Annotated in this window: 24 protein-coding genes; 11 read left to right on the forward strand and 13 right to left on the reverse strand. The window is 70.8% G+C overall.

The annotated features are described in order from the left end of the window. Window positions 1–54: 54 nt before the first annotated feature. The 3 genes from mctP to ABZ565_RS02010 all read right to left on the reverse strand — a co-directional run bounded on the left by mctP (window position 55) and on the right by ABZ565_RS02010 (window position 2,943). Window positions 55–1,680 (reverse strand): monocarboxylate uptake permease MctP, encoded by a 1,626-nt coding sequence (mctP, locus tag ABZ565_RS02000; protein ID WP_361019311.1) that lies wholly within the window; start codon window positions 1,678–1,680, stop codon window positions 55–57. Further along, window positions 1,677–1,931 (reverse strand): DUF3311 domain-containing protein, encoded by a 255-nt coding sequence (locus ABZ565_RS02005; protein ID WP_361019313.1) that lies wholly within the window; start codon window positions 1,929–1,931, stop codon window positions 1,677–1,679. Before ABZ565_RS02005 ends, mctP begins: the two co-directional genes overlap by 4 nt. 241 nt (window positions 1,932–2,172) lie before the next feature. Continuing rightward, window positions 2,173–2,943 carry a GntR family transcriptional regulator gene (locus tag ABZ565_RS02010; protein WP_018105573.1) on the reverse strand — a complete coding sequence of 257 codons (771 nt, stop codon included), beginning with the start codon at window positions 2,941–2,943 and terminating at the stop codon, window positions 2,173–2,175. Between the two features lie 281 nt (window positions 2,944–3,224). On the opposite strand from ABZ565_RS02010, the gene ABZ565_RS02015 reads away from it, so the two are divergent. The 4 genes from ABZ565_RS02015 to ABZ565_RS02030 all read left to right on the forward strand — a co-directional run bounded on the left by ABZ565_RS02015 (window position 3,225) and on the right by ABZ565_RS02030 (window position 8,059). Further along, a complete protein-coding gene (locus ABZ565_RS02015) occupies window positions 3,225–4,526 on the forward strand; it encodes a sugar ABC transporter substrate-binding protein (protein ID WP_361019316.1) in 1,302 nt (433 codons plus the stop codon). A 135-nt stretch (window positions 4,527–4,661) separates the two neighbouring features. Continuing rightward, window positions 4,662–5,657 (forward strand): sugar ABC transporter permease, encoded by a 996-nt coding sequence (locus ABZ565_RS02020; RefSeq protein ID WP_361019318.1) that lies wholly within the window; start codon window positions 4,662–4,664, stop codon window positions 5,655–5,657. Further along, entirely contained in the window at window positions 5,654–6,511 is an 858-nt protein-coding gene (locus ABZ565_RS02025; RefSeq protein ID WP_361019321.1) for a carbohydrate ABC transporter permease, read from the forward strand. Before ABZ565_RS02020 ends, ABZ565_RS02025 begins: the two co-directional genes overlap by 4 nt. Window positions 6,512–6,520: 9 nt before the next feature. Then, the gene (locus ABZ565_RS02030) at window positions 6,521–8,059 is read left to right on the forward strand and encodes a glycoside hydrolase family 3 protein (RefSeq protein ID WP_361019324.1); all 1,539 of its coding nucleotides are present in this window, start codon (window positions 6,521–6,523) and stop codon (window positions 8,057–8,059) included. Between the two features lie 59 nt (window positions 8,060–8,118). Here ABZ565_RS02030 and nagB read toward each other — a convergent pair whose 3' ends face one another. Continuing rightward, window positions 8,119–8,904 carry a glucosamine-6-phosphate deaminase gene (gene nagB, locus ABZ565_RS02035; RefSeq protein ID WP_361019326.1) on the reverse strand — a complete coding sequence of 262 codons (786 nt, stop codon included), beginning with the start codon at window positions 8,902–8,904 and terminating at the stop codon, window positions 8,119–8,121. Window positions 8,905–9,100: 196 nt separating this feature from the next. Between nagB and ABZ565_RS02040 the strand changes: the two genes are divergently transcribed. Together ABZ565_RS02040 and ABZ565_RS02045 are read left to right on the forward strand one after the other, a co-directional pair. Then, window positions 9,101–10,171, forward strand: coding sequence for an SIS domain-containing protein (locus ABZ565_RS02040; protein ID WP_361019329.1), 1,071 nt, complete (start codon window positions 9,101–9,103; stop codon window positions 10,169–10,171). 349 nt (window positions 10,172–10,520) lie between these two features. Further along, a complete protein-coding gene (locus ABZ565_RS02045; RefSeq protein WP_361020011.1) occupies window positions 10,521–11,987 on the forward strand; it encodes a histidine kinase N-terminal domain-containing protein in 1,467 nt (488 codons plus the stop codon). 161 nt (window positions 11,988–12,148) lie between these two features. On the opposite strand, the gene ABZ565_RS02050 is transcribed toward ABZ565_RS02045, so the two are convergent. Beyond that, window positions 12,149–12,406: a WhiB family transcriptional regulator gene (locus tag ABZ565_RS02050; RefSeq protein WP_003953983.1), complete on the reverse strand. Its 258-nt coding sequence runs from the start codon at window positions 12,404–12,406 to the stop codon at window positions 12,149–12,151. Window positions 12,407–12,724: 318 nt separating this feature from the next. Continuing rightward, window positions 12,725–13,693: a diacylglycerol kinase family protein gene (locus ABZ565_RS02055; RefSeq protein WP_361019332.1), complete on the reverse strand. Its 969-nt coding sequence runs from the start codon at window positions 13,691–13,693 to the stop codon at window positions 12,725–12,727. Window positions 13,694–13,900: 207 nt separating this feature from the next. Between ABZ565_RS02055 and ABZ565_RS02060 the strand changes: the two genes are divergently transcribed. Then, window positions 13,901–14,293 carry a hypothetical protein gene (locus ABZ565_RS02060; RefSeq protein ID WP_361020013.1) on the forward strand — a complete coding sequence of 131 codons (393 nt, stop codon included), beginning with the start codon at window positions 13,901–13,903 and terminating at the stop codon, window positions 14,291–14,293. Window positions 14,294–14,360: 67 nt separating this feature from the next. Here the strand turns inward: ABZ565_RS02060 and ABZ565_RS02065 are convergent, their stop codons facing one another. The 3 genes from ABZ565_RS02065 to ABZ565_RS02075 form a co-directional block, all read right to left on the reverse strand. Next, window positions 14,361–15,314, reverse strand: a complete 954-nt coding sequence (locus ABZ565_RS02065; protein WP_361020015.1) for an RNA polymerase sigma factor SigF — start codon at window positions 15,312–15,314, stop codon at window positions 14,361–14,363. 23 nt (window positions 15,315–15,337) lie between these two features. Then, entirely contained in the window at window positions 15,338–15,751 is a 414-nt protein-coding gene (locus ABZ565_RS02070; RefSeq protein WP_018105584.1) for an anti-sigma regulatory factor, read from the reverse strand. Window positions 15,752–15,982: 231 nt separating this feature from the next. Then, the gene (locus tag ABZ565_RS02075; RefSeq protein ID WP_361019335.1) at window positions 15,983–16,243 is read right to left on the reverse strand and encodes a UBP-type zinc finger domain-containing protein; all 261 of its coding nucleotides are present in this window, start codon (window positions 16,241–16,243) and stop codon (window positions 15,983–15,985) included. A 35-nt stretch (window positions 16,244–16,278) separates the two neighbouring features. On the opposite strand from ABZ565_RS02075, the gene ABZ565_RS02080 reads away from it, so the two are divergent. Further along, a complete protein-coding gene (locus ABZ565_RS02080; protein ID WP_361019337.1) occupies window positions 16,279–17,874 on the forward strand; it encodes a Na+/H+ antiporter in 1,596 nt (531 codons plus the stop codon). Here ABZ565_RS02080 and ABZ565_RS02085 read toward each other — a convergent pair. From ABZ565_RS02085 to ABZ565_RS02100, 4 genes are all read right to left on the reverse strand, one after another. Further along, entirely contained in the window at window positions 17,856–18,773 is a 918-nt protein-coding gene (locus ABZ565_RS02085) for a pyridoxal-phosphate dependent enzyme (RefSeq protein WP_361019340.1), read from the reverse strand. The two genes, ABZ565_RS02080 and ABZ565_RS02085, sit on opposite strands and share 19 nt — an antisense overlap. 34 nt (window positions 18,774–18,807) lie before the next feature. Continuing rightward, window positions 18,808–19,401: an N-acetylmuramoyl-L-alanine amidase gene (locus tag ABZ565_RS02090; protein ID WP_361019343.1), complete on the reverse strand. Its 594-nt coding sequence runs from the start codon at window positions 19,399–19,401 to the stop codon at window positions 18,808–18,810. Between the two features lie 121 nt (window positions 19,402–19,522). Further along, a complete protein-coding gene (locus tag ABZ565_RS02095) occupies window positions 19,523–20,716 on the reverse strand; it encodes a globin domain-containing protein (protein ID WP_361020017.1) in 1,194 nt (397 codons plus the stop codon). An 88-nt stretch (window positions 20,717–20,804) separates the two neighbouring features. Further along, window positions 20,805–21,254, reverse strand: coding sequence for an Rrf2 family transcriptional regulator (locus tag ABZ565_RS02100; RefSeq protein ID WP_361019345.1), 450 nt, complete (start codon window positions 21,252–21,254; stop codon window positions 20,805–20,807). 201 nt (window positions 21,255–21,455) lie between these two features. Here ABZ565_RS02100 and ABZ565_RS02105 point away from each other — a divergent pair, with 201 nt between their 5' ends. The 3 genes from ABZ565_RS02105 to ABZ565_RS02115 all read left to right on the forward strand — a co-directional run bounded on the left by ABZ565_RS02105 (window position 21,456) and on the right by ABZ565_RS02115 (window position 24,814). Next, entirely contained in the window at window positions 21,456–22,862 is a 1,407-nt protein-coding gene (locus ABZ565_RS02105; RefSeq protein WP_361019348.1) for a family 2B encapsulin nanocompartment shell protein, read from the forward strand. Window positions 22,863–22,994: 132 nt separating this feature from the next. After that, window positions 22,995–24,038: a family 2 encapsulin nanocompartment cargo protein polyprenyl transferase gene (locus ABZ565_RS02110; protein ID WP_361019351.1), complete on the forward strand. Its 1,044-nt coding sequence runs from the start codon at window positions 22,995–22,997 to the stop codon at window positions 24,036–24,038. Window positions 24,039–24,133: 95 nt separating this feature from the next. Beyond that, entirely contained in the window at window positions 24,134–24,814 is a 681-nt protein-coding gene (locus ABZ565_RS02115; protein ID WP_361019354.1) for a DUF6304 family protein, read from the forward strand. Window positions 24,815–24,881: the final 67 nt, after the last annotated feature.

Raw genomic sequence — 24,881 nt, forward strand, 5'->3', positions numbered from 1 at the left:
GGTGACGTAACCGGCGCCGACTTCCGCGGCGGCCCGTTCACGCGTATCCGGCGGTCAGTGGCCGCCCGGCGCCCCCGCCGTGGCCGGCGGCAGCTTCTCCTGGACACCCGGATCGCCCGCGTCCGCGGTGTAGTCGCCCGGGGACGTCTCGTCGGTCCCGACGGGCGCCTTCACGGCGTTCAGGACGAAGGTGAGGACGACGACGACCACGACGTTCAGCACGAAGGCGGTGAGGCCGATGTAGCCGATCTCGCCGAGGCCCGGGATCTCCTTGGAGGACCCGCCGAAGTGCTTCTGCGACGGGCTCGCGACCCCGTAGGCGGCAGCCGTTCCGTAGATCATGCCGACCGCCCAGCCGGCGATCAGCGCCCAGCGGTGGAACCACCGGGTGAACAGGCCGCCGACCAGGGCCGGCATCGTCTGGAGGATCCAGATCCCGCCCAGCAGCTGGAAGTTGATCGCGACGGTCTTGTCCATGGTGAGGACGAAGGCGAGCGCGCCGACCTTGACCAGCAGCGAGACCAGCTTGGAGACCTTGGTCTCCTGCTCGGGCGTCGCGTCCGGCTTCAGGAAGTCCTTGTAGATGTTGCGCGTGAACAGGTTCGCCGCGGCGATGGACATGATCGCGGCCGGCACCAGGGCGCCGATGCCGATGGCGGCGAAGGCCACGCCCGCGAACCAGTCGGGGAACATGTTCTCGAACAGCTGCGGGATGGCCAGCTGGCCGTTCTCCACCTTGACGCCGGCCGCGATCGCCATGAAGCCGAGCAGCGCGAGCAGCCCCAGCATCAGCGAGTAGAGCGGCAGGATGGTGGTGTTGCGGCGGATCACCTCACGGCTGCGGCTGGAGAGCGTCGCCGTGATCGAGTGCGGGTACATGAACAGCGCCAGCGCGGACCCGAGCGCCAGGGTGGCGTAACCCCAGTGGCCCGCCTCACCCGGTGCGAGCGCCCCGGTCGGCGGCTTCCCGGGCGGGTTGAACTTGTCCTGGGCGGCGGCGAAGATGTCGTCGAAGCCGCCCAGCTTGATCGGGATGTAGATGATCGCGACGGCGATGACCAGGTAGATCAGCCCGTCCTTGACGAACGCGATCAGCGCGGGTGCCCGCAGCCCCGAGGAGTAGGTGTACGCGGCGAGCACCGCGAACGCGATCAGCAGCGGCAGGTCCTTGACGAACCAGTTGGTGTTCTCGCCGCCGCCGACGCCCATCACGTCCAGCACCGCCTGGATGCCGACGAGCTGGAGCGCGATGTACGGCATGGTGGCGAGGATGCCGGTGACCGCGACGGCCAGCGACAGCCCCTTCGAGCCGAACCGGCCGCGGACGAAGTCCGAGGTGGTGACGTACCCGTGCTTGTGCGAGACCGACCACAGGCGCGGCAGGAAGGTGAAGATCAGCGGGTACACCAGGATGGTGTACGGCACCGCGAAGAAGCCGGACGCGCCCGCCGCGTAGATCGCCGCGGGCACGGCGACGAAGGTGTACGCGGTGTAGAGGTCGCCGCCGAGCAGGAACCAGGTGACCCAGGTGCCGAACGACCTTCCGCCCAGGCCCCATTCGTCGAGCGTGGCCTCGTTCTCGGCCCTGCGCCAGCGGGCGGCCAGGAAGCCCATGACCGTGACGGCCAGGAAGAAGAAGATGAAGACGCCGAGCGCGACGCCGTTCACGCCGTCCTTCATGCCGACGCACCCCCCTTGCGGGCGCGCTGGTCACGCTGCCACAGCTTGTAGGCGATCATGGTGAGCGCGGTGGAGATCAGCACCCAGAGCATCTGGTACCAGTAGAAGAACGGGATGCCGATGAAGGCCGGGTCGATCTTCGCGTACGAACTCACCCAGAGCATCGCCACGAACGGCGCGACGAGACACAGGGCGATGACCACCCGCAACGGTGTGACGGTGGGTGGCTTTCCTTCTGGTTCTTCCGGCATGGCGGCGACTCCGTCCCCTCGCTGATCACCTGTAATGCGCAGGAAATCTAGGCGAGGGATCCGGCCACCGTCACCCCCTGTCCGCATTGCGGTCCGGCAACGGTCGTCACGGACCGGCCGGATGGCCGGAATGGCGGCAAACGTCCAGGGGCTGGTCCAGGCCAAGCGGGGGCCCCGGCAACGACGAACGGCCCCCGGGAGCGGGTTCGGGGGCCGTTCGGGCGTACGTGCGTACGGGGGGTCAGTCCAGCGGCCGCTTCAGGCGGGCCACGAACTTGTAGCGGTCGCCGCGGTAGACCGAGCGCACCCACTCGACCGGTTCGCCCTGCTCGTCCAGCGAGTGCCGGGAGAGCATCAGCATCGGCAGGCCCACGTCGGTGCCGAGCAGCCCGGCCTCGCGCGGGGTGGCCAGGGAGGTCTCGATGGTCTCCTCGGCCTCGGCCAGCCGGACGTCGTACACCTCGGAGAGCGCGGTGTAGAGCGAGGTGTACTTGACCAGTGAACGGCGCAGCGCGGGAAAGCGCTTGGCCGAGAGGTGCGTGGTCTCGATGGCCATCGGTTCGCCGCTCGCCAGGCGCAGGCGCTCGATGCGCAGGACCCGGCCGCCGGCGCTGATGTCGAGCAGCCCGGCGAGGGTGTCGTCGGCGGTGACGTAGCCGATGTCCAGGAGCTGCGAGGTCGGTTCGAGCCCTTGGGCGCGCATGTCCTCGGTGTACGAGGTGAGTTGGAGGGCCTGGGAGACCTTCGGCTTGGCGACGAAGGTGCCCTTGCCCTGGATGCGTTCCAGCCGGCCCTCGACGACCAGTTCCTGGAGCGCCTGGCGCACGGTGGTGCGCGAGGTGTCGAACTCGGCGGCCAGGGTCCGTTCCGGGGGGACGGGGGTGCCCGGCGGCATGGTGTCGGTCATGTCGAGGAGATGTCGCTTCAGCCGGTAGTACTTCGGTACGCGCGCGGTGCGCGTCCCGGCGCCCGCACCCGTCTCGTTCTCCGAACTGCCCCCGTCGGCGCCCATGGCCCGCCTTCCCGACTGCTGCGTTGCTGCCGTCACCGGCTCCTCCGTCTGTCGCGGCTCACATGGTGGCACGGTCCGGTCACGGCTCGTCGCCCTCCCTCAGGTGTCGGTCCTATAACGGACGCGAGTGCACTTCTTATACACCCTTGACACCCCTAAAGGTCTAGGCCAAGCTCCCGGTACTGGTCTAAACCATTAAAGACCAGGTCCCAGCCCCAGAGGTACTCGTCGACGTTCTCGCGCGGTGGGGAGGGGGTTGCAGCATCCCTGAGGAGGGTGGCGTGAAGCGCAAGCTCATCGCGGCGATCGGCGTCGCGGGCATGTTGGTTTCCATCGCGGCGTGTGGTTCGGACGACGACAAGGCGTCGTCGAAGGACCCGAAGGACCGTAAGGAAACGCTCACTGTCTGGTTGATGTCGGACGCGCAGAGCACGTGGCCCGAACTGGTCAAGGACGTCAACAGCCAGTTCAAGGCGAAGTACCCCAAGGTCACGGTCAAGGTCCAGTACCAGCAGTGGGGCGACAAGGCCAAGAAGCTCGACGCCGCTCTGGCCGGCGACAAGTTCCCGGACGTGGTGGAGCTCGGCAACACCGAGACCATGACCTACATCCTCAACGGGGCGCTCGGCGAGATCGACCCGAAGAAGTATGAGAACTCGGACACCTGGATCAAGGGCCTCGCGGACACCTGCGCCTTCGAGGGCAAGCAGTACTGCGTTCCCTACTACGCGGGCGCCCGTGTCGCGATCTACAACAAGGACATGTTCAAGGCCGGCACCGGCAAGGACACCCTCCCCGCCACCCAGGACGAGCTGACCGCCGCGCTGGACAAGATCGGTAAGAAGTACGGCAAGGACAAGGCGTTCTCGCCGCTGTACCTGCCGGGCCGTTACTGGTACGCCGCGATGTCCTACGTCGCTGCCGAGGGCGGCCAGATCGCCAAGTACGACGAGGGCAAGAAGGAGTGGAAGTCCACTCTCTCGACCCCCGAGGCCCAGAAGGGCATCACGGACTTCGTCGAGCTCGTCAAGAAGTACAACCACGGCGACAAGACCAAGGACGAGGCGGACCACGCCAACGTCATGGCCAACGAGAAGACCGCGCTTCTCTACGGCAACGGCTGGGAGGCCGGCAGCGTCGTCGACTCGAAGGCGAACGGCAACCCGAAGCTTGAGGGCAAGATCGCCACGGCGGGTATGCCCGGCCCGAACGGCAAGGCGCTGCCTTCCTTCATCGGCGGCTCGGACCTGGCCACCATCTCCAAGTCGAAGATCCAGGATCTCGGCGAGGAGTGGATCTCGATGTTCACCTCCGAGAAGTCGGAGGAGGTTCTCGCGTCCAAGAACATCCTTCCGAACAACACCAAGCAGCTTGAGCCGCTGAAGGCCAAGCCGGAGACCGCGGCCGTCGCCAACGCCGTCCCGGACGCCTGGTTCACCCCGATCGCCCCCGGCTGGACCGCGATCGAGAAGAAGGAAACGCTCGAGATCATGCTGCTCGACATCCTCAAGGGCAAGTCGGTCGAGGAGGCCACCAAGGCGGCCGACGCGGAGATCGACTCGATGATCAACAAGGAGTCCTGAGCCCCTGGCTCACGGATTTCGAGCCGGTGAGCGCATGAGGCACCGACTCGACTGATCGTCCACGGGGGTGGCGGGCCCGCAAGGGTCCGCTGCCCCCGTCCTCCGGTATCCGGTCCGAAACGGAAGGCAAGCACAATGAGTGCCGCCGATATGAAAGCAGCCGACCCGCCGGTGTCCGTCCCGCGGGCCCCCGAGGGCGTGGATCCTCAGCCCGCGAGAAACGTGAACCGTAAACCGCGGAAGGCCGGCGCTCTGCTGCCGTACCTCCTGATAGCCCCGGCGTTCATCGCGATCGCCGCGGTCTTCGTCTGGCCCTTCATCAAGACGGTCATCATGTCCTTCCAGGACGTGGGCCGGCGCGAGCTGTGGTCCGGCTCGGACGCTCCCTGGGTCGGCTTCGACCAGTTCACCAACATCCTCGGGGACGGCGAGTTCTGGGACGTCGTCTGGCGGACTGTCATCTTCATGGCCGTCTGTGTGCTCGCCACCATGGCCGGCGGACTCGCCCTGGCCATGATCATGCAGCGGATGTCCACCTGGGTCCGGCTGCTGCTGACGGCCGCACTGGTCGCCGCCTGGTCGATGCCGCTGCTGGTCGCCACCTCCATCTTCCGGTGGTTCGCGGACTCCGACTACGGTGTCCTCAACATGGTGCTCACCAAGTACCTCGGGATCGACGCGCAGGGCCACAACTGGTTCCTCGACCCGAAGCAGGGCTTCGTCATCATCGGCGCGGTCGTCGTCTGGGGGGCCATCCCGTTCGTCACCGTGACCCTCTACGCCGCGCTCACCCAGGTCCCCCAGGAACTGGAGGAGGCCGCGTCCCTGGACGGGGCCGGAACGCTCGGGATCTTCCGTTACGTCACCTGGCCGGTCATCAAGCCCGTCTTCCAGATGGTCGCCACCCTCTCCGTGCTGTGGGACTTCAACGTCTTCGCCCAGATCTTCCTGATGCGCGGCAACAAGCCCGAGCCGGAGTACTCCGTCCTCGGCATCTACTCGTTCGAGAAGGCATTCGAGTCCAACTCGTTCAGTCAGGGCGCCGCCATCTCGCTCATCACGGTCCTGCTGCTGTCCGGCGTCGCCGTGTACTACCTGCGCCAGCTGCTCAAGATCGGAGAGGTCGAGTGAGCACCTCCACCCCCCAGGTCCTCCGCCCGGACCGCAAGAAGAGGCGGCTCGGCTACAACATCGCCGGCCTCGTCGCCTTCGTGCTCATGGCCTTCCCGGTCTACTGGCTGGTCATCAGCGCGCTGCGCCCCAACGCGGAGATCCGCAGCTACGACCAGACCCTCTGGCCGTCGTCGATCACGTTCGACAACTTCTCCCGCGCCATCAAGCAGCCGAACTTCGGCACCGCCATCGAGTCCAGCCTGATCGTCTGCGGCGTCGCCGTGCTGGGCGGGATGCTGCTCGCCACGATCGCGGCGTTCGCCATCGGCCGGTTCCAGTTCCGCGGCCGCAAGTTCTTCATGATCGTGCTGCTCGTCGTCCAGCTGCTGCCCCCGACGGCGATGCTGATCCCCATCTACATCCAGCTGAACGACCTCGGCGGGCTGAACGAGTACTGGGGCGTCATCGTCATCTACCTCGTCTCCACGCTGCCGTTCGCCACGTGGATGATCCGCGGCTTCGTCATCAACATCCCGCAGGAACTGGAGGAGTCGGCCATGGTCGACGGATGCAGCCGGATGGCCGCCTTCTGGCGGATCACCTTCCCGCTGCTGGCCCCCGGCCTCGCCGCCGCCTCGATCTTCTCGCTCATCACGGCCTGGAACGAGTACCTGCTTGCCTACGTCGTCCTCCAGGACAACGACAAGTACACCCTCAACGTGTGGTTGATGAACTTCACGACCTCGCGAGGCATCGACTACGGAGCGCTGATGGCCGCGTCCACGCTGATCGCCATTCCGGTCGTCGCCTTCTTCCTGCTGGTGCAGAAGCACATGGCGACCGGTCTCACCTCCGGCGCCGTGAAGGGATAACGCCGCCCCATGACCACCCTCACCTCCACCACGGACACCCTCACCCGTGACGCCCTCGCCGTGCTGCAGCCCGGCTTCACCGGCACCACGGCGCCCGAGTGGCTGCTGCGCCGGGTCGGCGAAGGGCTCTCCTCCGTCGGCCTGTTCGGCCGCAACATCGAGACGCCCGAGCAGCTCGCCGCGCTCACCGCCCAGCTCAGGGCCGAGCGGGACGACGTCCTCGTCGCCATCGACGAGGAGGGCGGCGACGTCACCCGCCTCGAGGTGCGGCACGGCTCGTCCTTCCCCGGCAACCTGGCGCTCGGCGCGGTGGACGACACCGAGCTGACCCGGGCCGTCGCCCACGAGCTGGGCCGCCGGCTCGCCGAGTGCGGGGTCAACCTCAACTGGGCCCCGTCCGCGGACGTCAACTCCAACCCGGGCAACCCCGTCATCGGTGTCCGCTCCTTCGGCGCCGACCCGCACCTGGTCGCCCGGCACACCGCCGCGTACGTCGAGGGCCTCCAGGCCGCCGGAGTCGCCGCCTGCACCAAGCACTTCCCCGGGCACGGCGACACCGCGGTCGACTCGCACCACGCGCTGCCCCGCATCGACGTCGACCTGGAGACCCTGCACGCCAGGGAGCTCGTCCCCTTCCGGGCGGCCATCGCGGCCGGTTCCAAGTCGGTGATGAGCGCGCACATCCTGCTGCCCGCTCTCGACCCGCACCGCCCGGCCACCCTCAGCCCCCAGATCCTCACCGGTCTGCTGCGCGAGGAACTGGGGTACCAGGGCCTCATCGTGACCGACGCCGTGGAGATGCAGGCCATCGCCTCGACGTACGGGATCGAACGCGGCTCCGTCCTCGCCGTCGCGGCCGGTGCCGACGCCCTGTGCGTGGGCGGCGGGCTCGACGACGACAGCACCGTCCTGCGGCTGCGCGACGCGCTCGTCGCGGCGGTGCGCTCCGGCGAACTTCCCGAGGAGCGGCTCGCCGACGCCGCCGCACGGGTGCGGGCCCTCGCGTCCTGGACGCGGGAGGCCAGGGGGGCCGTACGGGAGCCGGGCGCGGCAGCACAGGAGGGGACCGCGCCCGGCACCGCACGGAGCACCGGCATCGCCTCGGACGTCGGCCTGGTCGCCGCCCGCCGCGCGGTGAAGGTGACCGGCGAGGCCGCACCGCTCACCGGGCCGGCGTACGTGGCCGCCTTCACCCCGGTCGCGAACATCGCGGTCGGCGACGAGACCCCCTGGGGCGTCGCGGCCGAGCTGGCCCGGCTCGTCCCCGGCACGGAGACCGACACGTACGACGGCGACTCCGCGGCCCCGGCCGAGGCCGCGCTGCGGGCGGCGGGGGAGCGGCGCATCGTCGCCGTGGTCCGCGACGCGCACCGTCACGCGTGGATGAGCGAGGCCCTGGACGCGCTGCTCGCGGCGCGCCCGGACACGATCGTGGTCGAGATGGGCGTCCCCCAGGCCGGGCCCCGGGGAGCGCTGCACATCGCGACGCACGGCGCCGCCCGCGTCTGCGGCCAGGCGGCTGCGGAGATCATCACGGCCTCCGCGTAACCCGCGCACGCGAGAGGGCCGGGACACCACCACGGTGTCCCGGCCCTCTCGCGTGCGGACTACAGCCCCTGCCAGGCCGGCTTCGCCGCGTACGTCGCGCGGAAGTAGTCCGCCAGCTTCAGCTTCGACGCCGCCGCCTCGTCCACCACCACGGTCGCGTGCGGGTGCAGCTGGAGCGCCGATGCGGGCACGATCGAGGCGACCGGCCCCTCGACCGTCGCGGCCACCGCGTCCGCCTTGCCCTCGCCCGTCGCGAGCAGGATCGGATGGCGGGCCTCCAGGATCGTGCCGATGCCCTGGGTGATGACGTGGTGCGGCACCTGGTCGATGTCGTTGTCGAAGAAGCGCGCGTTGTCGACCCGGGTCTGCTCGGTGAGCGTCTTGATCCGGGTGCGGGAGGCGAGCGAGGAGCAGGGCTCGTTGAAGCCGATGTGTCCGTCGGTGCCGATGCCCAGCAGCTGGAGGTCGACGCCGCCGGCCTCGGCCAGCGCCCTGTCGTACGCCTCGCAGGCCGCCTGGACGTCCTCGGCGGAGCCGTCGGGGCCCATGAACGCGGCCTCGGAGAGCCCGAGCGGTTCGACCACCTCGCGGAGCACCACGGAGCGGTACGACTCCGGGTGGCCCGCCGGCAGCCCGACGTACTCGTCCAGCTGGCAGACGCGGGCGCGCGAGGCGTCCACGGCCCCGGAGCGGACCATGTCCGCGAGGGCCTGGTAGATGGGCAGCGGGGTAGAGCCGGTGGCAACGCCGAGAAGGGCGTCGGGCTTGCGGCCGAGCAGGGCGCCGATGGCCCCCGCGATCAGTTCGCCGCCTGCCTTGGCGTCCGGGACGATGACAACTTCCACGCGGGGCCTGCCGATCCGATCGAGAGTGACGATATGTGGTATAGACCAATCAAGGTTCCAATCTAGCAGACTCGGTCCGCCTCCGAGGGGCCCGTACCGGTACGCGGGCGCCCCACCGGCCGCCGCCCGCTGGCGGCCTCCACGGGCCCCGTGTTCGACTTGGGCGAGGCATCGCGAGACCCGGGAGGCACCAGACATGTCCGCCACGTACCCGGCCGGTGACGGCGAGCGGCCCGGCCGCATCATGTCCGGCGAGATGGCCGAGCAGCCCGCGATGCTCCGCCGCATCCTGGAACGCGGCGCACCCGCCGTCCGCGAGACCGCGGGGCGGATCGCGGCGAGGAATCCGCGCTTCGTCCTGCTCACCGCCCGCGGCACCTCCGACAACGCCGCGCTCTACGCGAAGTACCTGCTGGAGATCACGCTGGGGCTGCCCTGCGGGCTGGCCTCCATGTCCACCACCACGGCGTACGGCGCGAAGCCGGACCTCCGCGACGTCCTGGTGATCACCGTCAGCCAGTCCGGCGGCTCGCCCGACCTGGTGGCGTCGACCAAGGCGGCCCGGGAGGCCGGCGCGGTGACGCTGGCGGTGACCAACAATCCGGACTCACCGCTCGCGGCCGTCTCCGAGTACCACATCGACATCCTGGCCGGGCCGGAGAAGGCGCTGCCGGCCACCAAGACGTACACCGCGTCCCTGCTCTCGCTGTACCTGTTCGTGGAGGGGCTGCGCGGCGGCGACGGGGCGGCGGCCCGGGTCCTGCCGGAGCTCGCGGAGGAGGTGCTCGCCCGCAAGGACGAGGTGAGGGCCCTGGCCTCGCGCTACCGGTTCGCCGAGCGCATGGTCATCACCTCGCGGGGATACGGCTACCCCACGGCCAAGGAAGCCGCCCTGAAGCTCATGGAGACGAGCTACATCCCCGCCCTCTCGTACTCGGGCGCCGACCTGCTGCACGGTCCCCTCGCGATGGTCGACAACATCTCGCCGGTCATCGCCGTGGTGACCGACGGCCGGGGCGGCGAGGCCCTCCAGCCCGTCCTGGACCGGCTGCGCGGCCGGGGCGCCGACCTCTTCGTCGTCGGGCCCGAGGCCCAGGTGGCGGCGGCGTCCGCGGGGTTCGTGCTGCCGACGGCCGGGGTCCCCGAGGAACTTCAGCCGGTCCTGGAGATCCTGCCGCTCCAGATGCTGGCGTACGAGGTGACGATCGCCCGCGGTCAGGACCCGGACGCGCCGCGTGCGCTCGCGAAGGTCACCGAGACCCGCTGAGGTCCGGAGAAACCCGCGGGCCGCGGCGCCGGGCCGGGACCCTCAGCCCGACCAGCACCGCAGCCCGGAGCAGGGCCGCCCTCGCGGGCGGCCGGTCCGGCCGACGGTGTGCGGTGCCCCCGGCCGGGGGAGAGGCACCGGCGCAGTCAGGGCAGAGAGCGCGGGTACCTCGGTCCGCTCTCCTGTGCGGGGAGAGCGGAGGTTCTACAGCAGACATTGTGGACTAGACCACTGGGCCGTGTCCATCCATGCGCGGTGCCGATGTCGGCCCCGGTTCACCGCACGTACGGGCGGCGCTTCCGGTTCGGACCGCCGCGCATCCACGGGTACGCTCGCACATGTGCCCTCCATGAACGACCTCGTACGCCAGCACACCGCTCTGAGCGACACCGACCTCGAGTGGCTCCACCTGCTGGTCTCGGAGTGGCAGTTGCTCTCCGACCTCTCCTTCGCCGACCTCGTCCTGTGGGTCCCCACCCGCGACGGCACGCGGTACGTCTCCGTCGCGCAGATGCGGCCCAACACCGGCCCGACCTCCTACCAGGACGACATGGTCGGCCACCTGGTTCCGCGCGGCCGCCGCCCGCTCCTGGACGCCGCGCTGGACGAGGGCCGGATCGTGCGCGAGGGCGACCCGGAGTGGCGCGAGGAGGTGCCCGTACGGGTCGAGTCGATCCCCGTGCGCCGGGAGGGCCGGGTGCTCGGAGTGATCGCGCGCAACACCAACCTCCTCACCGTCCGCACGCCGTCCCGGCTGGAGCTGACCTACCTCCAGTCCGCGTCGGACCTGGCCCAGATGATCGCCGCCGGGTCCTTCCCCTTCCCGGGCCAGCAGGTCGACATGGACGCGTCCCCGCGCGTCGGCGACGGCCTCGTCCGGCTGGACGCCGACGGGGTCGTCCAGTACGCCAGCCCCAACGGCCTCTCCGCGTACCACCGCCTCGGCCTCGCCTCCGACCTGGTCGGCCAGCACCTCGGCCAGATCACCGCCGAACTCGCCCCGTCCCGGGGCCCGGTGGACGAGGCCCTGGTCAAGATGGCCAGCGGTTACGCGCCCCGCGAGTTCGAGGTGGAGTGCGCCGGCGGGGTGATCCAGCTCCGCGCGATCCCGCTCAAACCCAAGGGGGTCCGCATCGGCTCCCTCGTCCTCCTGCGTGACGTGACGGAACTGCGCCGCCGCGAGCGCGAGTTGATCACCAAGGACGCCACCATCCGGGAGATCCACCACCGGGTGAAGAACAACCTCCAGACGGTCGCCGCCCTGTTGCGCCTCCAGGCCCGCCGGATGGACTCCGCGCAGGGCCGCGAGGCGCTCAACGAGGCGGTGCGGCGCGTCGGTTCGATCGCCATCGTGCACGAGACGCTGTCCCAGAATTTGGACGAGCGGGTGGAGTTCGACGACATCGCCGACCGGGTGATCGCCATGGTCGCGGAGATCTCGCCGGGCAAGGTGACCTGCCGCCGCACGGGACGCTTCGGCATACTCGACGCCGAGGTGGCGACGCCGCTCTCGATGGTCCTCACCGAGGTCCTGCAGAACGCCCTGGAGCACGCCTTCTCCGTCGCGGAGTCCGGCACCGTCGAGGTGTCGGCGGTCCGGGGCGGCTCGCCCGCCGAGGGGCGGCTGCTCATCACCGTCCAGGACGACGGCTGCGGTCTGCCCGAGGGGTTCGACCCGCAGAAGGCCGGCAACCTCGGCCTCCAGATCGTCCGCACCCTGGTCGAGGGCGAGCTCGGCGGCACGTTCGGCATGGTGCCGGCACCGGAGCGCGGGACGCAGGTCGTGCTCGACCTCCCGGTCAGCAACGAGAAGTAGCGGCACCGTACACGCCGAAGAGCCCGGACCGTTGGTGAACGGTCCGGGCTCTTCGGTCAAGCATGCGCTTCGGGGGTACTGCGCGCTGCGACTCGGGGGGCGGGGTGGTGCGTACGCGCTGTACGCGCCGCCTGCGCTGAGGTTCGTAGCGGTGGCGTCGGTCAGGCGCTGGCGTTGCGCGCCCGGTTGCGAGCGGCGCGGCGCTTCATTGCGCGGCGCTCGTCCTCGCTGAGGCCACCCCAGACGCCGGAGTCCTGGCCGGACTCGAGCGCCCACTGCAGGCACTGCTCCATGACGGGGCAGCGACGGCAGACGGCCTTGGCTTCCTCGATCTGCAGCAGCGCAGGACCGGTGTTGCCGATGGGGAAGAACAGCTCCGGGTCTTCCTCACGACAAACGGCGTTGTGACGCCAGTCCATGGCTGCTACCTCTCCTTGGTGTACGTACTGTGGCTTGTGAATGTGAACGCTTTCACGAATCCCCCCACAGGTGGAGGCCCGACGCCCAGATGAACTGGTTGTGGTCCTGTGAAGTGAGGAGGGGTTCTGGCTCTCAGTGGAGGCCGTTGTTGCGGGCCGTCCCGATCGCCATGTAGAGATTCGCAAACCTCGGCGACGGATACAACCCCTTCAGGAAAGTTTTTTTTGATTCCTCGGTGTCGGCTAGGTCACAGCCGTACTTCTAGAGGGTGGAAGCCAGTCCAAACGTTCGAGTTAAAGGACTTTGGTCCCTTCCACTCACACAATCACACGCAGTGCACGGCGTACGCCTGTGAACGTCACACTCGTACGCACTCCGAGGTGGTCACCGTCCATCTGGAAGGGCAGTGGCACCTTTGAATGCAAGGTGAAGTCCGTGAGGTCGTGCCGTGAAACCGCGTGCTTGCCCCGGGGGCCCTTCTCCGGGCTCGACGTGAGCAGCTGGGTGGCGTAGCGGCTGACCGCCGCCGTGGACAGTTTCCGCAGGCCCAGCACGTCCAGGGCGGTGTCGAAGGACGCCTTCGGGGCCGCGTACACCGGCCGGTTCCCCAGATACGTCCAGGGTGACGTGTTGCAGATTATGGAAAGCGCGAGATCGGTGACCGGCTCCTCGCCGGGCACGTCGAGCGTTATCACGCCCTGTCTCCGGTGCGGCTCCTCCAGGAATTGCCGGACCACCTGACGCACGTACAGGGCATGGGTCGAACGCTTGCCGCGCTCCCGCTGCTGTTCGACCCGGCCCACCACCCCGGCGTCGAATCCGAGGCCGGCGCAGAAGGTGAACCAGCGCTCCGGAACGGATTCGTCCTCCGTGCCCGGCGTACCCGCGGCGAGGCCGAGGCCGACCGTGCGTTCGGTCCGGTCCGCCAGCGCGTCCAGGATGGCGCCGGTCGCCTCCACCGCGTCGTTGGGCAGTCCGAGGGCCCGCGCGAAGACGTTGGTGGAGCCGCCGGGCACCACGGCCAGCTTCGGCAGGTTGTCCAGATCGGGGCCCCGGTGCAGCAGGCCGTTCACGACCTCGTTGACCGTGCCGTCGCCGCCGAGCGCCACCACGAGGTCGATGTCGTCGCTGTCGGCGGCCCGCCGCCCCAGGTCGCGGGCGTGCCCGCGGTACTCCGTGGAGACGGCCTCCAGCTTCATCTCGCTCGCCAGCGCGTGGATCAGCACGTCACGGGTCCGCGCACTGGTGGTGGTGGCGGCTGGATTGACCACAAGAAGTGCGCGCATGACAGCCAGCCTACCTACCGCGAGGTACACCCCCGAAGTCCTGCCCGCCGGACCTCACGCTCGGTGACGGCGCGGGGGCGCGGCGGTGGCGCGCGCCACCCCGGCTTTCCTTCGCCGGGGCCGGGATGCCAACCTGCAAGGGTGAGTACTCAGCAGAACGCGCCCTCGCCCCTGGCCGAGCCGGCGAAGCCGGCCAGGATCACGCTGGTGGCCGCGATCAGCGGCCTCGAAGGCGCGGCCCTCGTCATCGGCGGGATCTACATGCTGGTGATGGGCCTGCTGGGCCGGCCCGACAGCCCCGAGCAGGCCGAGATGGGCGGGCTGACCGTCATCGCGCTCGGCCTGATCCCGCTGTTCGCCGCCCGCGGCCTGCTGCGCCGCCGCAGCTGGAGCCGGGGCCCCGCGCTCATCACGCAGATCATCGCGCTGCCGGTGGCCTGGACGCTGCTGCGCTCCCACGGCGGGCTGATCCCCGCCGGCATCGTGCTCGCGGCGGTCGCCCTGACCGCGCTCTACCAGCTGGTCAGGCCCGCCACCATCGAGGCCCTCGGCATCCGCAGGCCGGGCGCGACGCCCGACGCGGACACCGAGGACGCCTGACGGCTCCCGGAGACACGAGGAGGCCGCCGGGGACGACCCGGCGGCCTCTTCCGCGTCACCGCGCCCGCTACTCCTCCACGAGCAGCCGCTCGCGCAGCTGCGCCAGCGTGCGGGCCAGCAGCCGCGAGACGTGCATCTGCGAGATGCCGACCTCCTGCGCGATCTGCGACTGGGTCATGTTGCCGAAGAACCGCAGCAGCAGGATCCGCTTCTCGCGCGGCGGCAGGTCCTCCAGGAGCGGCTTCAGCGACTCCCGGTACTCCACACCCTCCAGCGCCTCGTCCTCCGAGCCCAGCGTGTCCGCCACGGCCGGCGACTCGTCGTCCGTGTCCGGCACGTCCAGCGAGAGCGTGCTGTACGCGTTGGCCGACTCCAGGCCCTCCAGGACCTCCTCCTCGGAGATCCCCAGCCGCTCCGCCAGCTCGTGCACCGTGGGGGAACGGCCGTGCAGCTGGGACAGCTCGGCGGTCGCCGACGTCAGCGAGAGCCGCAGCTCCTGGAGGCGGCGCGGCACCCGCACCGCCCAGCCCTTGTCGCGGAAGTGGCGCTTGATCTCCCCGACGACCGTCGGCGTCGCGTACGTCGAGAACTCGACGCCCCGCTCCGGGTCGAACCGGTCGACGGACTTGATCAGCCCGATCGTGGCGACCTGGGTCAGGTCGTCCAGCGGCTCCCCGCGGTTGCGGAAGCGGCGGGCCAGGTGCTCCACCAGCGGCAGATGCATCCGCACCAGCCGGTTGCGCAGCTCGGCCCGCTCCGGCGAACCGTCGGGGAGCTTGCCCAGCTCGATGAACAACGCCCGCGCCCCGCTGCGGTCGTTTGGATCGTGGTGCCCGTGCTCGCTCATCTGGCCTGCCCGCTCCGCCTGCGACTGCTCCACCGCGACCGTAATGCCGGCGGGCCCGTCCGCCCCGTCCACCGCACGGGGCAGGTCCGCCCCGTCCACCGGATGAGGCAGGGCCTGCTGATCCGGGATGCCTGCCGCACGCACCACCCCTGGTCGGATCGTCTCGTCCCGCACAGGACCGTCCCCGTTCCCGTTGCTCACGCCGGCCCGGGTCCCGCGCCGCGCTGTTTGTACAGGCTGATGCTGACCGTACGGTCGTCGGCGACCGAGGAGTCGACCTTCCCGGCCAGCGCGGAGAGCACCGTCCAGGCGAAGGTGTCGCGCTCCGGGGCCCGGCCGTCCGTGGTCGGGGCCGCGACCGTCACCTCGAGTGAATCGTCGATGAGACGGAATACGCAGCTCAGGACGGAGCCGGGCACGGCCTGCTGGAGCAGGATCGCGCACGCCTCGTCGACCGCGATGCGAAGGTCCTCGATCTCGTCGAGAGTGAAGTCCAAGCGTGCTGCGAGACCGGCCGTGGCCGTGCGCAGCACCGACAGGTAGGCACCCGCAGCGGGCAGCCGGACCTCTACGAAGTCCTGATTCCCGGGCTCGCCTGCGATCTGGGACACCCTCACCTCCAAGGTGGCACAAACTCATTCGAGGTTCCGGGAAGGGCGCCCGGAGCCATGCGGTACGTCTTCGGTTCTCGGTCCGGCGACGCTATCGCGATCCATGATGCCGTGTCGCCGGAACCCCCACCCGCGGCTGTCACTCATGGTAGGTCCATGAGTACACACAGTGGCTAGGGGTCTGCGTCGCTCAATTACGAACAACGCGCGCCGGTTTGACGTACCCGGACGTCAGACGATCGAACCGTCGACAAAGCACCAACGCCAGTTCTCGCCCGGTTCGAAGCTCCGCATGACCGGATGGCCGGTCTGCTCGAAGTGCCCCGTCGCGTGCCGCCCGGGCGAGGAGTCGCAGCAGCCGACGTGGCCGCAGCTCAGGCACAGCCGCAGCTGCACGGGGTGGGTGCCGGCCGCCAGGCACTCGGGACAGGTGTCACCCAGCGGCGCGGGCTCGGGGCACGGCAGGTCCGGTACATGCGGGCAACCACTCATGGTGGCCAGGTTACGACGGATGCGAGGATCATGAGATGGACGCATTGCCCCTGGTGGCGCTGGTCGCGGGCAGCGCCGCGACCGCGGGCCTCGCACGCCGCACCCCGGTGCCGGCCCCCCTTCTCCTGGTCGCCGTCGGCCTGATCGCCTCGTACGTGCCGGGGGTGCCGTCGTACACCCTGGACGCGCACATCGTGCTCCCCCTGCTGCTGCCGCCCCTGCTCTACACGGCCGCCGTGGACAGCTCCTACCTGGACCTGCGGGCCAACCTGCGGCCCGTGGCGCTGCTGTCGGTCGGCTACGTGCTGTTCGCGACGGTCGCGGTCGGCTGGCTGGCGTATCTGCTGGTGCCCGATCTGCCACTGACCGCCGCGCTGGTGCTGGGGGCCGTGATCGCCCCGCCGGACGCCGTCACCGCCGCGGCCATCGCCCGCCGGGTGGGGCTGCCCGCGCGCGTCACGACGGTCCTCCAGGGCGAGTCCCTGGTGAACGACGCCACCGCGATCACCGCCTACAAGGTGGCGCTCGCCGCCGCCGTGGGCGAGGGCGTGAGCTGGAGCGGCGGGATCGGCGAATTCCTCCTGGCCTCGGTCGGCGGCGTCGGGGCCGGCCTGCTGCTCATGGTCCCGCTGCACTGGCTGCGCACCCACCTGAGGGAGCCGCTGCTCCAGAACACCCTGTCGCTCCTGATCCCGTTCGTGGCGTACGCGGCGGCCGAGCGGGTGCACGCCTCCGGGGTGCTCGCGGTGGTCGTCGTCGCGCTGTACCTGGGCCACCGCTCCTGGCAGGTCGACTTCGCCACCCGGCTCCAGGAGGCCGCCGTCTGGAAGATGGTCGCCTTCGTCCTGGAGTCCGCCGTGTTCGCGCTGATCGGCCTCCAGCTGCCGTTCGTGCTCAAGGGGCTCGGCACGTACTCCGTGACGGACGCCTTCGGATACGCGGTGCTGGTCTTCCTGGCCGTGGTGGTCGTCCGCTTCGTCTGGGTCTACCCGGCGACGTACCTGCCCCGGTGGCTGTCGCGGCGTGTCAGGGAGCGGGAACCCGGCACGAACTGGACCTCACCGCTGATCGTCGGCTGGGCCGGTATGCGCGGGGTCGTCTCGCTCGCCATCGCCTTCTCCGTCCCACTCGTCACGGCCGACGGCTCGGCCTTCCCGGCCCGCAACCTGGTGCTGTTCCTGACGTTCACCACCGTCATCGGCACGCTGGTGATCCAGGGGCTCACGCTGCCGCTCCTGGTGCGGGTGCTGAAGCTTCCGGGCCGCGACCGGCAGGCCGACACGCTGGCCGAGGCGCAGGCCCAGAACGAGGCGTCCACGGCCGCCGAAGCCCGCCTGGACGAGCTGCTCACCGACGAGCGCAATCGGCTGCCCGAGCCCCTGGCGGACCGCCTGCGGACCGTCCTGGAGCGCCGCCGCAACGCCGTGTGGGAACGCCTGGGCGCGGCCAACCCGGTCACCGGTGAATCGGCGGACGACACCTACCGGCGGCTGGCCGGCGAGATGATCGAGACCGAGCGTGAGGTCTTCGTACGGCTGCGGGACGAGCGCAGGATCGACGACGAGATGATGCGGACCCTGCTGCGCCGCCTGGACCTGGAGGAGGCGGCGGCCTACCGGGAGGACGGCTGAGCGTCCTCGTCCGGGCGGCCGGTGATCACCGCCGCGACGGTGGTCCCGGCGGGGAAGGCGCCCTCCTCGGCCAGCACGGTGAGCGCGTGCAGCATTTTGGCCACATACAGTCGCTCCACGGGCAGCCCGTGCCGGTCCTCGAAATCGTTTGCGAAGGCGTGCAGGGCGGGTGTCGTACGGGCGTAGCCGCCGAAGTGGAACCGTTCGTCCAGCCACCAGTCGCCCGCCGGACCGCCGAACGCGTCCCGCTGGAGCTCCCGCACCGCCTCGCCCAGGAAGCCGCCGCGCAGGACCGGGACGCCGAGCGCGCGCTGCCCCGGCGCGAGTCCGGCGGCGAGCCCGGCCAGGGTGCCGCCGGTGCCGCAGGCCACCGCCGCCACGTCGGCCACGCCCCGCAGTTCGCGCCCGAGCGCGGCGCAGCCCCGGGCCGCGAGGGCGTTGCTGCCCCCCTCCGGGACGACCTCGCAGTCCCCGTACGCGTCCAGCAGCCCGGCCAGGACCGCCGGGTCGGACTTGGCGCGGTAGGTCGCCCGGTCCACGAAGTGCAGCCGCATGCCGTCGGCGGCGCACCGGGCGAGCGAGGGGTTCAGGGGGCGGTGGGCCAGCTCGTCACCGCGTACGACTCCGACGGTGCGGAATCCGAGGAGCCGGCCGGCGGCGGCGGTGGCCCGCAGGTGGTTGGAGTACGCGCCGCCGAACGTGAGCACGGGCCGTCCGGCGGCGGCAGCCAGATTGGGCGCGAGTTTCCGCCATTTGTTGCCCGGCAGGTCGGGGTGGATCAGGTCGTCGCGCTTGAGCAGCAGCGTCACACCGTGCCGGGCGAAGCGCTCGTCCTCGGCCGGCTGCACGGGCGAGGGCAGCCGCGGGCGCAGCCGGGATTCGGGAGACGGGGAGGACATGTGCTCCATTGTGGCGGCGGGCGCCGCCCGGGGCTCACTTCAGGCGGTCGTGGACGCGGTCGCGCATGTCGTCCATCGCGAAGCCCTTCGGGTCCACCTTGCCGGGCTGCCACTCGCGGTGGCCGATGACCGAGCGGGCGGTCCAGCCGTGGTGGCGGCAGATGGCCGCGGAGACCTTCTCGATCGCTTCGAGCTGGACGTCGGGCCAGGGGTCCTTGCCGTCGCCCAGGTTCTCGCACTCGAAGCCGTAGAAGTGCCGGTTCCCGTCGGTGTCGGTCTCGTTGTCGCGGGGAAGGCGCTTCTTCTCCGCGACGACGGCGCGCAGGACGTCGCCGTCGCCCATCCCCGCGTGGTTGGTCCTGCCGTAGCCGACCAGGTGGACCCGGCCGTCCTTGGCGATGACGCCGTGGCAGAGCGGCCCCGGCAGGTCGGGGTGGCCGTCGCGGCACACCCGTACGGTGGCTTCGGTCCCCTCGGTGACGGAGTGGTGGATCATCACACCGTTCACGGGGCCCCAGGGGCCCTTGTGGTCGCGGTTGTGGCTGCGCCAGTCGCCGACCTCGACGACGGTGAGCCCTTCCTTCTTGAGGGCGGCGAGAAAAGCGCTCGCGGACATGGGTGAGGACATGGCCGGCTCCTTCGGTGCGTTCTGGAGCGGTTCTACCCGGCCGGAAGGGCCCCGACCGGTCGCGGGGCGACGGCGGGGCCCTGTTCGGATCCTGTGCGATCCGATCCGGACATCTCCCGGATCAGGAGGCGAGCCACAGGTCGGGGCCGAACACCTCGTAGTGGATGTCGGAGGCCGGGACGCCCTTGGCGAGCAACTGGGTGCGGACCGACCGCATGAAGGGCAGCGGGCCGCAGAGGTAGGCGTGCGTGCCCGAGGGGACGACGAGGCCGCTCAGGTCCACGAGCCCGGTGCGGTCGGCGGGGTGGCCGGCCTCCGGGTTCTCGTACCAGAAGTGGGCGGCGGCGTCGTGCAGCTTGGCCGTGAGCGCGGTGTGGTCGGTGCGCAGCGCGTGGTCGGCGGGGGAGCGGTCGCCGTGCACGACGGTGACCGGGGCGCGGTGCGACGACTCCGCGAGGTGCTCCAGCATCGACAGGATCGGGGTGCAGCCGATGCCCGCGGAGGCGAGCAGCAGCGGTGCCTCGTCGGACTTCAGTACGAGGTCGCCGTACGGGGCGGAGACCCGGAGCCGGTCACCGGCGCGGACCCGGTCGTGCAGGTGGCGGGAGACCTCGCCGTCCGGGGCGTCGTTGCCGTGCACCCGCTTGACCGTGATCGAGCGGAGCGCCGAGCCGGGGGCGCCGGTCAGGCTGTACTGGCGTATCTGGCGGGCGCCGTCCGGGAGTTCGACCTGGACGGAGACGTACTGGCCGGGGCGGAAGGCGGGGGCCGGCGAGCCGTCGGCGGGGCGGATGCGGAACCGGGCGACGTCGTCGGTCTCCTCGGTGCGCGAGACGACCTCCCACTCCAGCCAGACGTTCCCGGCGACGACGCCCTGCTCCGCGTACAGCCGCTCCTCGATGGCGATCAGGGCGTTGGCCATCAGCCAGTAGACCTCGTCCCAGGCGGCGGCGACCTCGGGGGTCACCGCCTCGCCCAGGACCTCGGCTATCGCGGCGAAGAGGTGGGTGTGGACGACGTCGTACTGGGCCGGGGTGACACCGAGCGAGGCGTGCTTGTGCGCGATCCGGCTGAGCATCACGTCCGGGCGGGTGTCGGGCTGCTCGACCAGCTGGGCCGCGAACGCGGCGATGGAGCCGGCGAGCGCCTGGCGCTGGGCGCCGGACGCCTGGTTGCCCCGGTTGAACAGGTCGCGCAGGAGCTCCGGGTGGGCGTCGAACAGCTTGCGGTAGAAGAGATCGGCGATGTCCCCGATGGCCGCGCCGACGGCGGGCAGAGTGGCGCGGACGGTGGCGGTGGACGACTCGGAGAGCATCGGTGACTCCTCGGATGTTGAATTGGCATCTTGGATGCGCATTTAACGGCAGTGTAGGCACCGGGCCGGCGGCCCGGTGCGGCGGGGGTCAGTCCCCGGGCGGCGGCCCGGCGCCGAGGCTGATCAGCAGGGGGCCGGTGGGCGCGGCGGTCAACTCCGCGACGGTGAGCGGGTCCAGGGAGGCGTAGAAGGCGTTCTGCGCCTCGCGCAGGGCGCCCCGCAGCCGGCAGGCCGCCCGCAGCGGACACGGGGTGGAGCCCTCGCAGTCGACCACGTCGCCGGGCTCCTCCAGCGCGCGGACGAGGGCGCCGACCGACGCCGTCCTGCCCGCCTCGGTCAGGGTGAGCCCGCCGCCCCGGCCCCGCCGCGCCTCGACCAGGCCGAGGTGCTGGAGGCGGGCCACGACCTTCGCGGCGTGCGAGTACGGCACCTGCATGGTCGCCGCCACCTCGCGGGTGGTCGGCGGCTCCTCGTGCTTCACGACGGCGAGGCGCATCAGGACGCGCAGGGCGACGTCGGTGAACTTGGTCAGCCGCATGGTGGCCAGATTAGGTAATCGGCATTCCGGATACAAATTTAAGCCGGCGGGGAGCATGGCATGGGCGCCGCGTGGGCATCGCGCAGCGTTGTGCCCCGCCCAAAGCCCGATTAGTCACACTCTTTTGTGTAATGGCGTGCCCCGTCCTCGTGCTGGAAGTGTTCTTCCCGCAGGTCAGCCGATAGATCGAGAGGACGACACATGTCCGTTGGTGAAGAGGTTCAGAACGCGCAGGTGCCGCCGCAGCAGAGTCTCGGCACGGCGGCCGCGCGGAACCTCGCGACGACCACCAAGTCCGCTCCGCAGATGCAGGAGATCACCTCCCGGTGGCTGCTGAAGATGCTGCCGTGGGTCCAGGTGCAGGGCGGCACGTACCGGGTGAACCGCCGGCTGAGCTACTCGGTCGGGGACGGCCGTGTCACGTTCGTGCAGACCGGGGACCGGGTCGCGGTCATCCCCGCCGAGCTGGGGGAGCTGCCGGCGCTGAGGGACTTCGGGGACGAGGAGGTGCTCGCCGAGCTGGCCCGGAGGTGCGAGCAGCGCGAGATCCCCGCCGGGCAGCTCCTGGCCACGGCGGGCGAGGCGGCGGACCGCGTCTACCTGCTGGCACACGGCAAGGTCGAGAAGGTCGGCACCGGCCTCTACGGGGACGAGACGGTGCTCGGGGTCCACGCGGACGGGGCCTATTTCGGGGACCACTCCCTCATCGAGGGCGACGCCGTCTGGGAGTACACCGCCCGCGCCGTCACCGCGTGCACGGTGCTCACGCTCCGGCGGGCGGACGTGCTCAACCTCGCGGAACGGGCCGATTCGCTGCGCAGCCACCTCGCCGGGCTGCTGTCCGTCCCGCAGCAGCGCACCAACAAGTACGGCGAGGCGGAGATCGACCTCTCCGCGGGCCACGTCGGCGAGGCCGTCGTCCCGCACACGTATGTGGACTACGACGCACAGCCGCGCGAGTACGAACTGAGCGTCGCCCAGACCGTCCTGAAGGTCCACAGCCGCGTCGCGGACCTCTACAACCAGCCGATGAACCAGACCGAGCAGCAGTTGCGGCTCACGGTCGAGGCGCTGCGCGAGCGCCAGGAGCACGAGCTCATCAACAACCGCGAGTTCGGCCTGCTCAACAACTGCGACTACGGCCAGCGGCTCCAGCCGCACGACGGGGTGCCGAGCCCCGACGACATGGACGAACTGCTCTCGCGCCGGCGCGGCTCCAAGCTCTTCCTCGCCCACCCGCGCGCCATCGCCGCCTTCGGCCGGGAGTGCAACAAGCGCGGCCTCGTCCCGGAGAGCGTGGACGTCGGCGGGCACCATGTGCCGGCCTGGCGCGGCGTCCCGATCTTCCCCTGCAACAAGATCCCGGTCAGCGACGCCCGCACCACGTCGATCATCTGCATGAGGACCGGCGAGTCCGAGCAGGGTGTCATCGGCCTCCAGCAGACGGGCATCCCGGACGAGATCGAGCCCAGCCTCTCGGTCCGCTTCATGGGCATCGACGAGCAGGCGATCATCTCCTATCTCGTGACGGCCTACTACTCCGCGGCGGTCCTCGTCCCGGATGCCCTCGGTGTCCTGGAGAACGTCGAGGTCAGCCGCTGGCGCTGAGCCGCGGGGCCCGGGCCTCGTCACGAGGTCCGGGCCCCCGGCCGCCCGCGCTCCCAGCAACCACCCACGTCCCCGACCCGCCGCGACAGCGGCCGGGGCCGGGGCGGCAACGACAGGGGTGACCGATTGACCATGACCCGAACAGACGCCGCGACCGAGGGAAACGAGGCCGCGGCGCTCCTTGAGTACACCCGGACCCTCGTGGACCCGCACCTGCGGGCGGCGGTCGCCTCCCTGCCCGGCTCGATCCGGCGGGTCGCGATGTACCACTTCGGCTGGCAGCACGCCGACGGCAGCCCGGCGGCGGGCGGCGCCGGCAAGGCGATCAGACCGGCGCTCGTCCTGGCGGCCACCCGCGCACTGGGCGGCGATCCCGAGCAGGCCGTCCGGGCCGCCGTCGCCGTCGAGCTGGTCCACAACTTCACCCTGCTCCACGACGACGTCATCGACGAGGACCACACCCGCCGCCACCGGGCCACCGCCTGGACGGTGTTCGGTGTCCCGGACGCGGTCATCGCCGGCGACGCGATGCTGGCCCTCGCCCAGCGGCTGCTCGCCGAGGACGGCAGAGCGATGTCGCCCGAGGCGTCGGCCCGGCTCTCGACCTGTGTCATCGAGCTCTGCGCGGGCCAGCAGGCCGACTGCGCCTTCGAGGACCGCGACCCGGACCAGGTGTCGCTGGACGAGTGCCTGACCATGGCGACGGCGAAGACCGGCGCGCTGCTCGGCTGCGCCTGCGCCCTGGGCGCGCTCTACGCGGGCGCCGACGAGCGGGCCGTCCGGGCCATGGACGGCTTCGGCCGGGAGGCGGGTCTGGCCTTCCAGCTGATCGACGACCTGATCGGCATCTGGGGCGACCCGGCCCAGACCGGGAAGCCGGTCGGCGCGGATCTCAGCGCCCACAAGAAGTCGCTGCCGGTGGTGGCGGCGCTCACCGCGGGCGGCCCGGCCGCGGCGGAGCTGGCCGAGCTGTACCGGGGCGCGATGAACACCCGCGCCGAGGTGAGCAGGGCCGCTGAGGCCGTGGACCGGGCGGGCGGCCGGGACTGGGCGCAGAGCTGCGCCGCGGACCGCATGGCGCGGGCCGTGCACCACCTGTCCAGGGCGGTCCCGGACCTCTCGGCGGCGGGCGATCTGCTGGCCCTGGCCGAGTTCGTGACCCGCCGGAAGCACTGACAAGCCGCCGGCCGAAAGGGGGTGCCGAGGGGCGGCGGCGGCCAAGCGGAGGGCGACAGGGGCGGTGTCGGAGGCAGGGGCTACAGTCCCTGCTCATGACAGATGAGTCGTGGGCAGGGTGGTACCGGGACCGGCAGGGATCGGACGCCGTCATCCTCACCACCGACGGGCAGCAACTCCGCCTCCGCGTCCGGGGCGTGGACTTCGAGGGCGGCAGCTTCGACGGCCTGCGCCCGGTGGCGGCCGGCCCGGCGGAGCAGGGGCTGTTCGCGCTGGCCGACGGGGTGCTGGGCGACTGCGTCCTGGAGTGGGACCTGCCGTTCCCCGTCGTGGCGGAGGGGGTGGAGCGGCAGGCGACCCTGAGCTGCCTGCTCTCGCTGCGCAAACCCGACCCGTATCTGTACCTGGAACTCCGGTTCGGCGGCGCGGCCTTCGGTTCGCAGCGGGCCGAGAGCGACTTCGGGTCCGCGCTGGCGACGATCCAGCGGGAGCTGCCGCCCGGGGTCCGTCTGCGGACCTGCATAGCCTGCGCGTTCTCCGACTACTTCCCGGCCCCGGGTCCGGCGCCCGGCCGCGGTCTCTCCGGCGGGCTCGCCTGTTTCCGGGGCGCCAAGGAGGCGTACCGGGGCACGGCCGGTGAGCAGGACGTGCTCGGGCTGTGGGAGCGGCGGACCGGCTTCGTCCAGGAGGTCTGGAGCTGCCGGGAGTTCGAACCCCGGCCGGCGGAGGGCGCCGGCACGGGCCACCGGGGAGCGTTCCCGCTCGAAACGGCCTGACCGGACGGGCGCCGGGCCGCCCACCGCGTCCCGCGTCCCCTGCCCACGTACCCCTACGGCATTGCCG

The organism is Streptomyces sp. NPDC016469 (genome assembly GCF_040632905.1).
GTDB lineage: Bacteria > Actinomycetota > Actinomycetes > Streptomycetales > Streptomycetaceae > Streptomyces.

Bases quoted from the DNA above. Each gene is read 5' to 3' on its own strand.
- mctP (WP_361019311.1), bottom strand. From the start codon at position 1,680: ATGAAGGACGGCGTGAACGGCGTCGCGCTCGGCGTCTTCATCTTCTTC.
- ABZ565_RS02005 (WP_361019313.1), bottom strand. From the start codon at position 1,931: ATGCCGGAAGAACCAGAAGGAAAGCCACCCACCGTCACACCGTTGCGG.
- ABZ565_RS02010 (WP_018105573.1), bottom strand. From the start codon at position 2,943: ATGGGCGCCGACGGGGGCAGTTCGGAGAACGAGACGGGTGCGGGCGCC.
- ABZ565_RS02020 (WP_361019318.1), top strand. From the start codon at position 4,662: ATGAGTGCCGCCGATATGAAAGCAGCCGACCCGCCGGTGTCCGTCCCG.
- ABZ565_RS02030 (WP_361019324.1), top strand. From the start codon at position 6,521: ATGACCACCCTCACCTCCACCACGGACACCCTCACCCGTGACGCCCTC.
- ABZ565_RS02040 (WP_361019329.1), top strand. From the start codon at position 9,101: ATGTCCGCCACGTACCCGGCCGGTGACGGCGAGCGGCCCGGCCGCATC.
- ABZ565_RS02045 (WP_361020011.1), top strand. From the start codon at position 10,521: ATGAACGACCTCGTACGCCAGCACACCGCTCTGAGCGACACCGACCTC.
- ABZ565_RS02050 (WP_003953983.1), bottom strand. From the start codon at position 12,406: ATGGACTGGCGTCACAACGCCGTTTGTCGTGAGGAAGACCCGGAGCTG.
- ABZ565_RS02055 (WP_361019332.1), bottom strand. From the start codon at position 13,693: ATGCGCGCACTTCTTGTGGTCAATCCAGCCGCCACCACCACCAGTGCG.
- ABZ565_RS02075 (WP_361019335.1), bottom strand. From the start codon at position 16,243: ATGAGTGGTTGCCCGCATGTACCGGACCTGCCGTGCCCCGAGCCCGCG.
- ABZ565_RS02080 (WP_361019337.1), top strand. From the start codon at position 16,279: ATGGACGCATTGCCCCTGGTGGCGCTGGTCGCGGGCAGCGCCGCGACC.
- ABZ565_RS02085 (WP_361019340.1), bottom strand. From the start codon at position 18,773: ATGTCCTCCCCGTCTCCCGAATCCCGGCTGCGCCCGCGGCTGCCCTCG.
- ABZ565_RS02090 (WP_361019343.1), bottom strand. From the start codon at position 19,401: ATGTCCTCACCCATGTCCGCGAGCGCTTTTCTCGCCGCCCTCAAGAAG.
- ABZ565_RS02095 (WP_361020017.1), bottom strand. From the start codon at position 20,716: ATGCTCTCCGAGTCGTCCACCGCCACCGTCCGCGCCACTCTGCCCGCC.
- ABZ565_RS02100 (WP_361019345.1), bottom strand. From the start codon at position 21,254: ATGCGGCTGACCAAGTTCACCGACGTCGCCCTGCGCGTCCTGATGCGC.
- ABZ565_RS02105 (WP_361019348.1), top strand. From the start codon at position 21,456: ATGTCCGTTGGTGAAGAGGTTCAGAACGCGCAGGTGCCGCCGCAGCAG.
- ABZ565_RS02110 (WP_361019351.1), top strand. From the start codon at position 22,995: ATGACCCGAACAGACGCCGCGACCGAGGGAAACGAGGCCGCGGCGCTC.
- ABZ565_RS02115 (WP_361019354.1), top strand. From the start codon at position 24,134: ATGACAGATGAGTCGTGGGCAGGGTGGTACCGGGACCGGCAGGGATCG.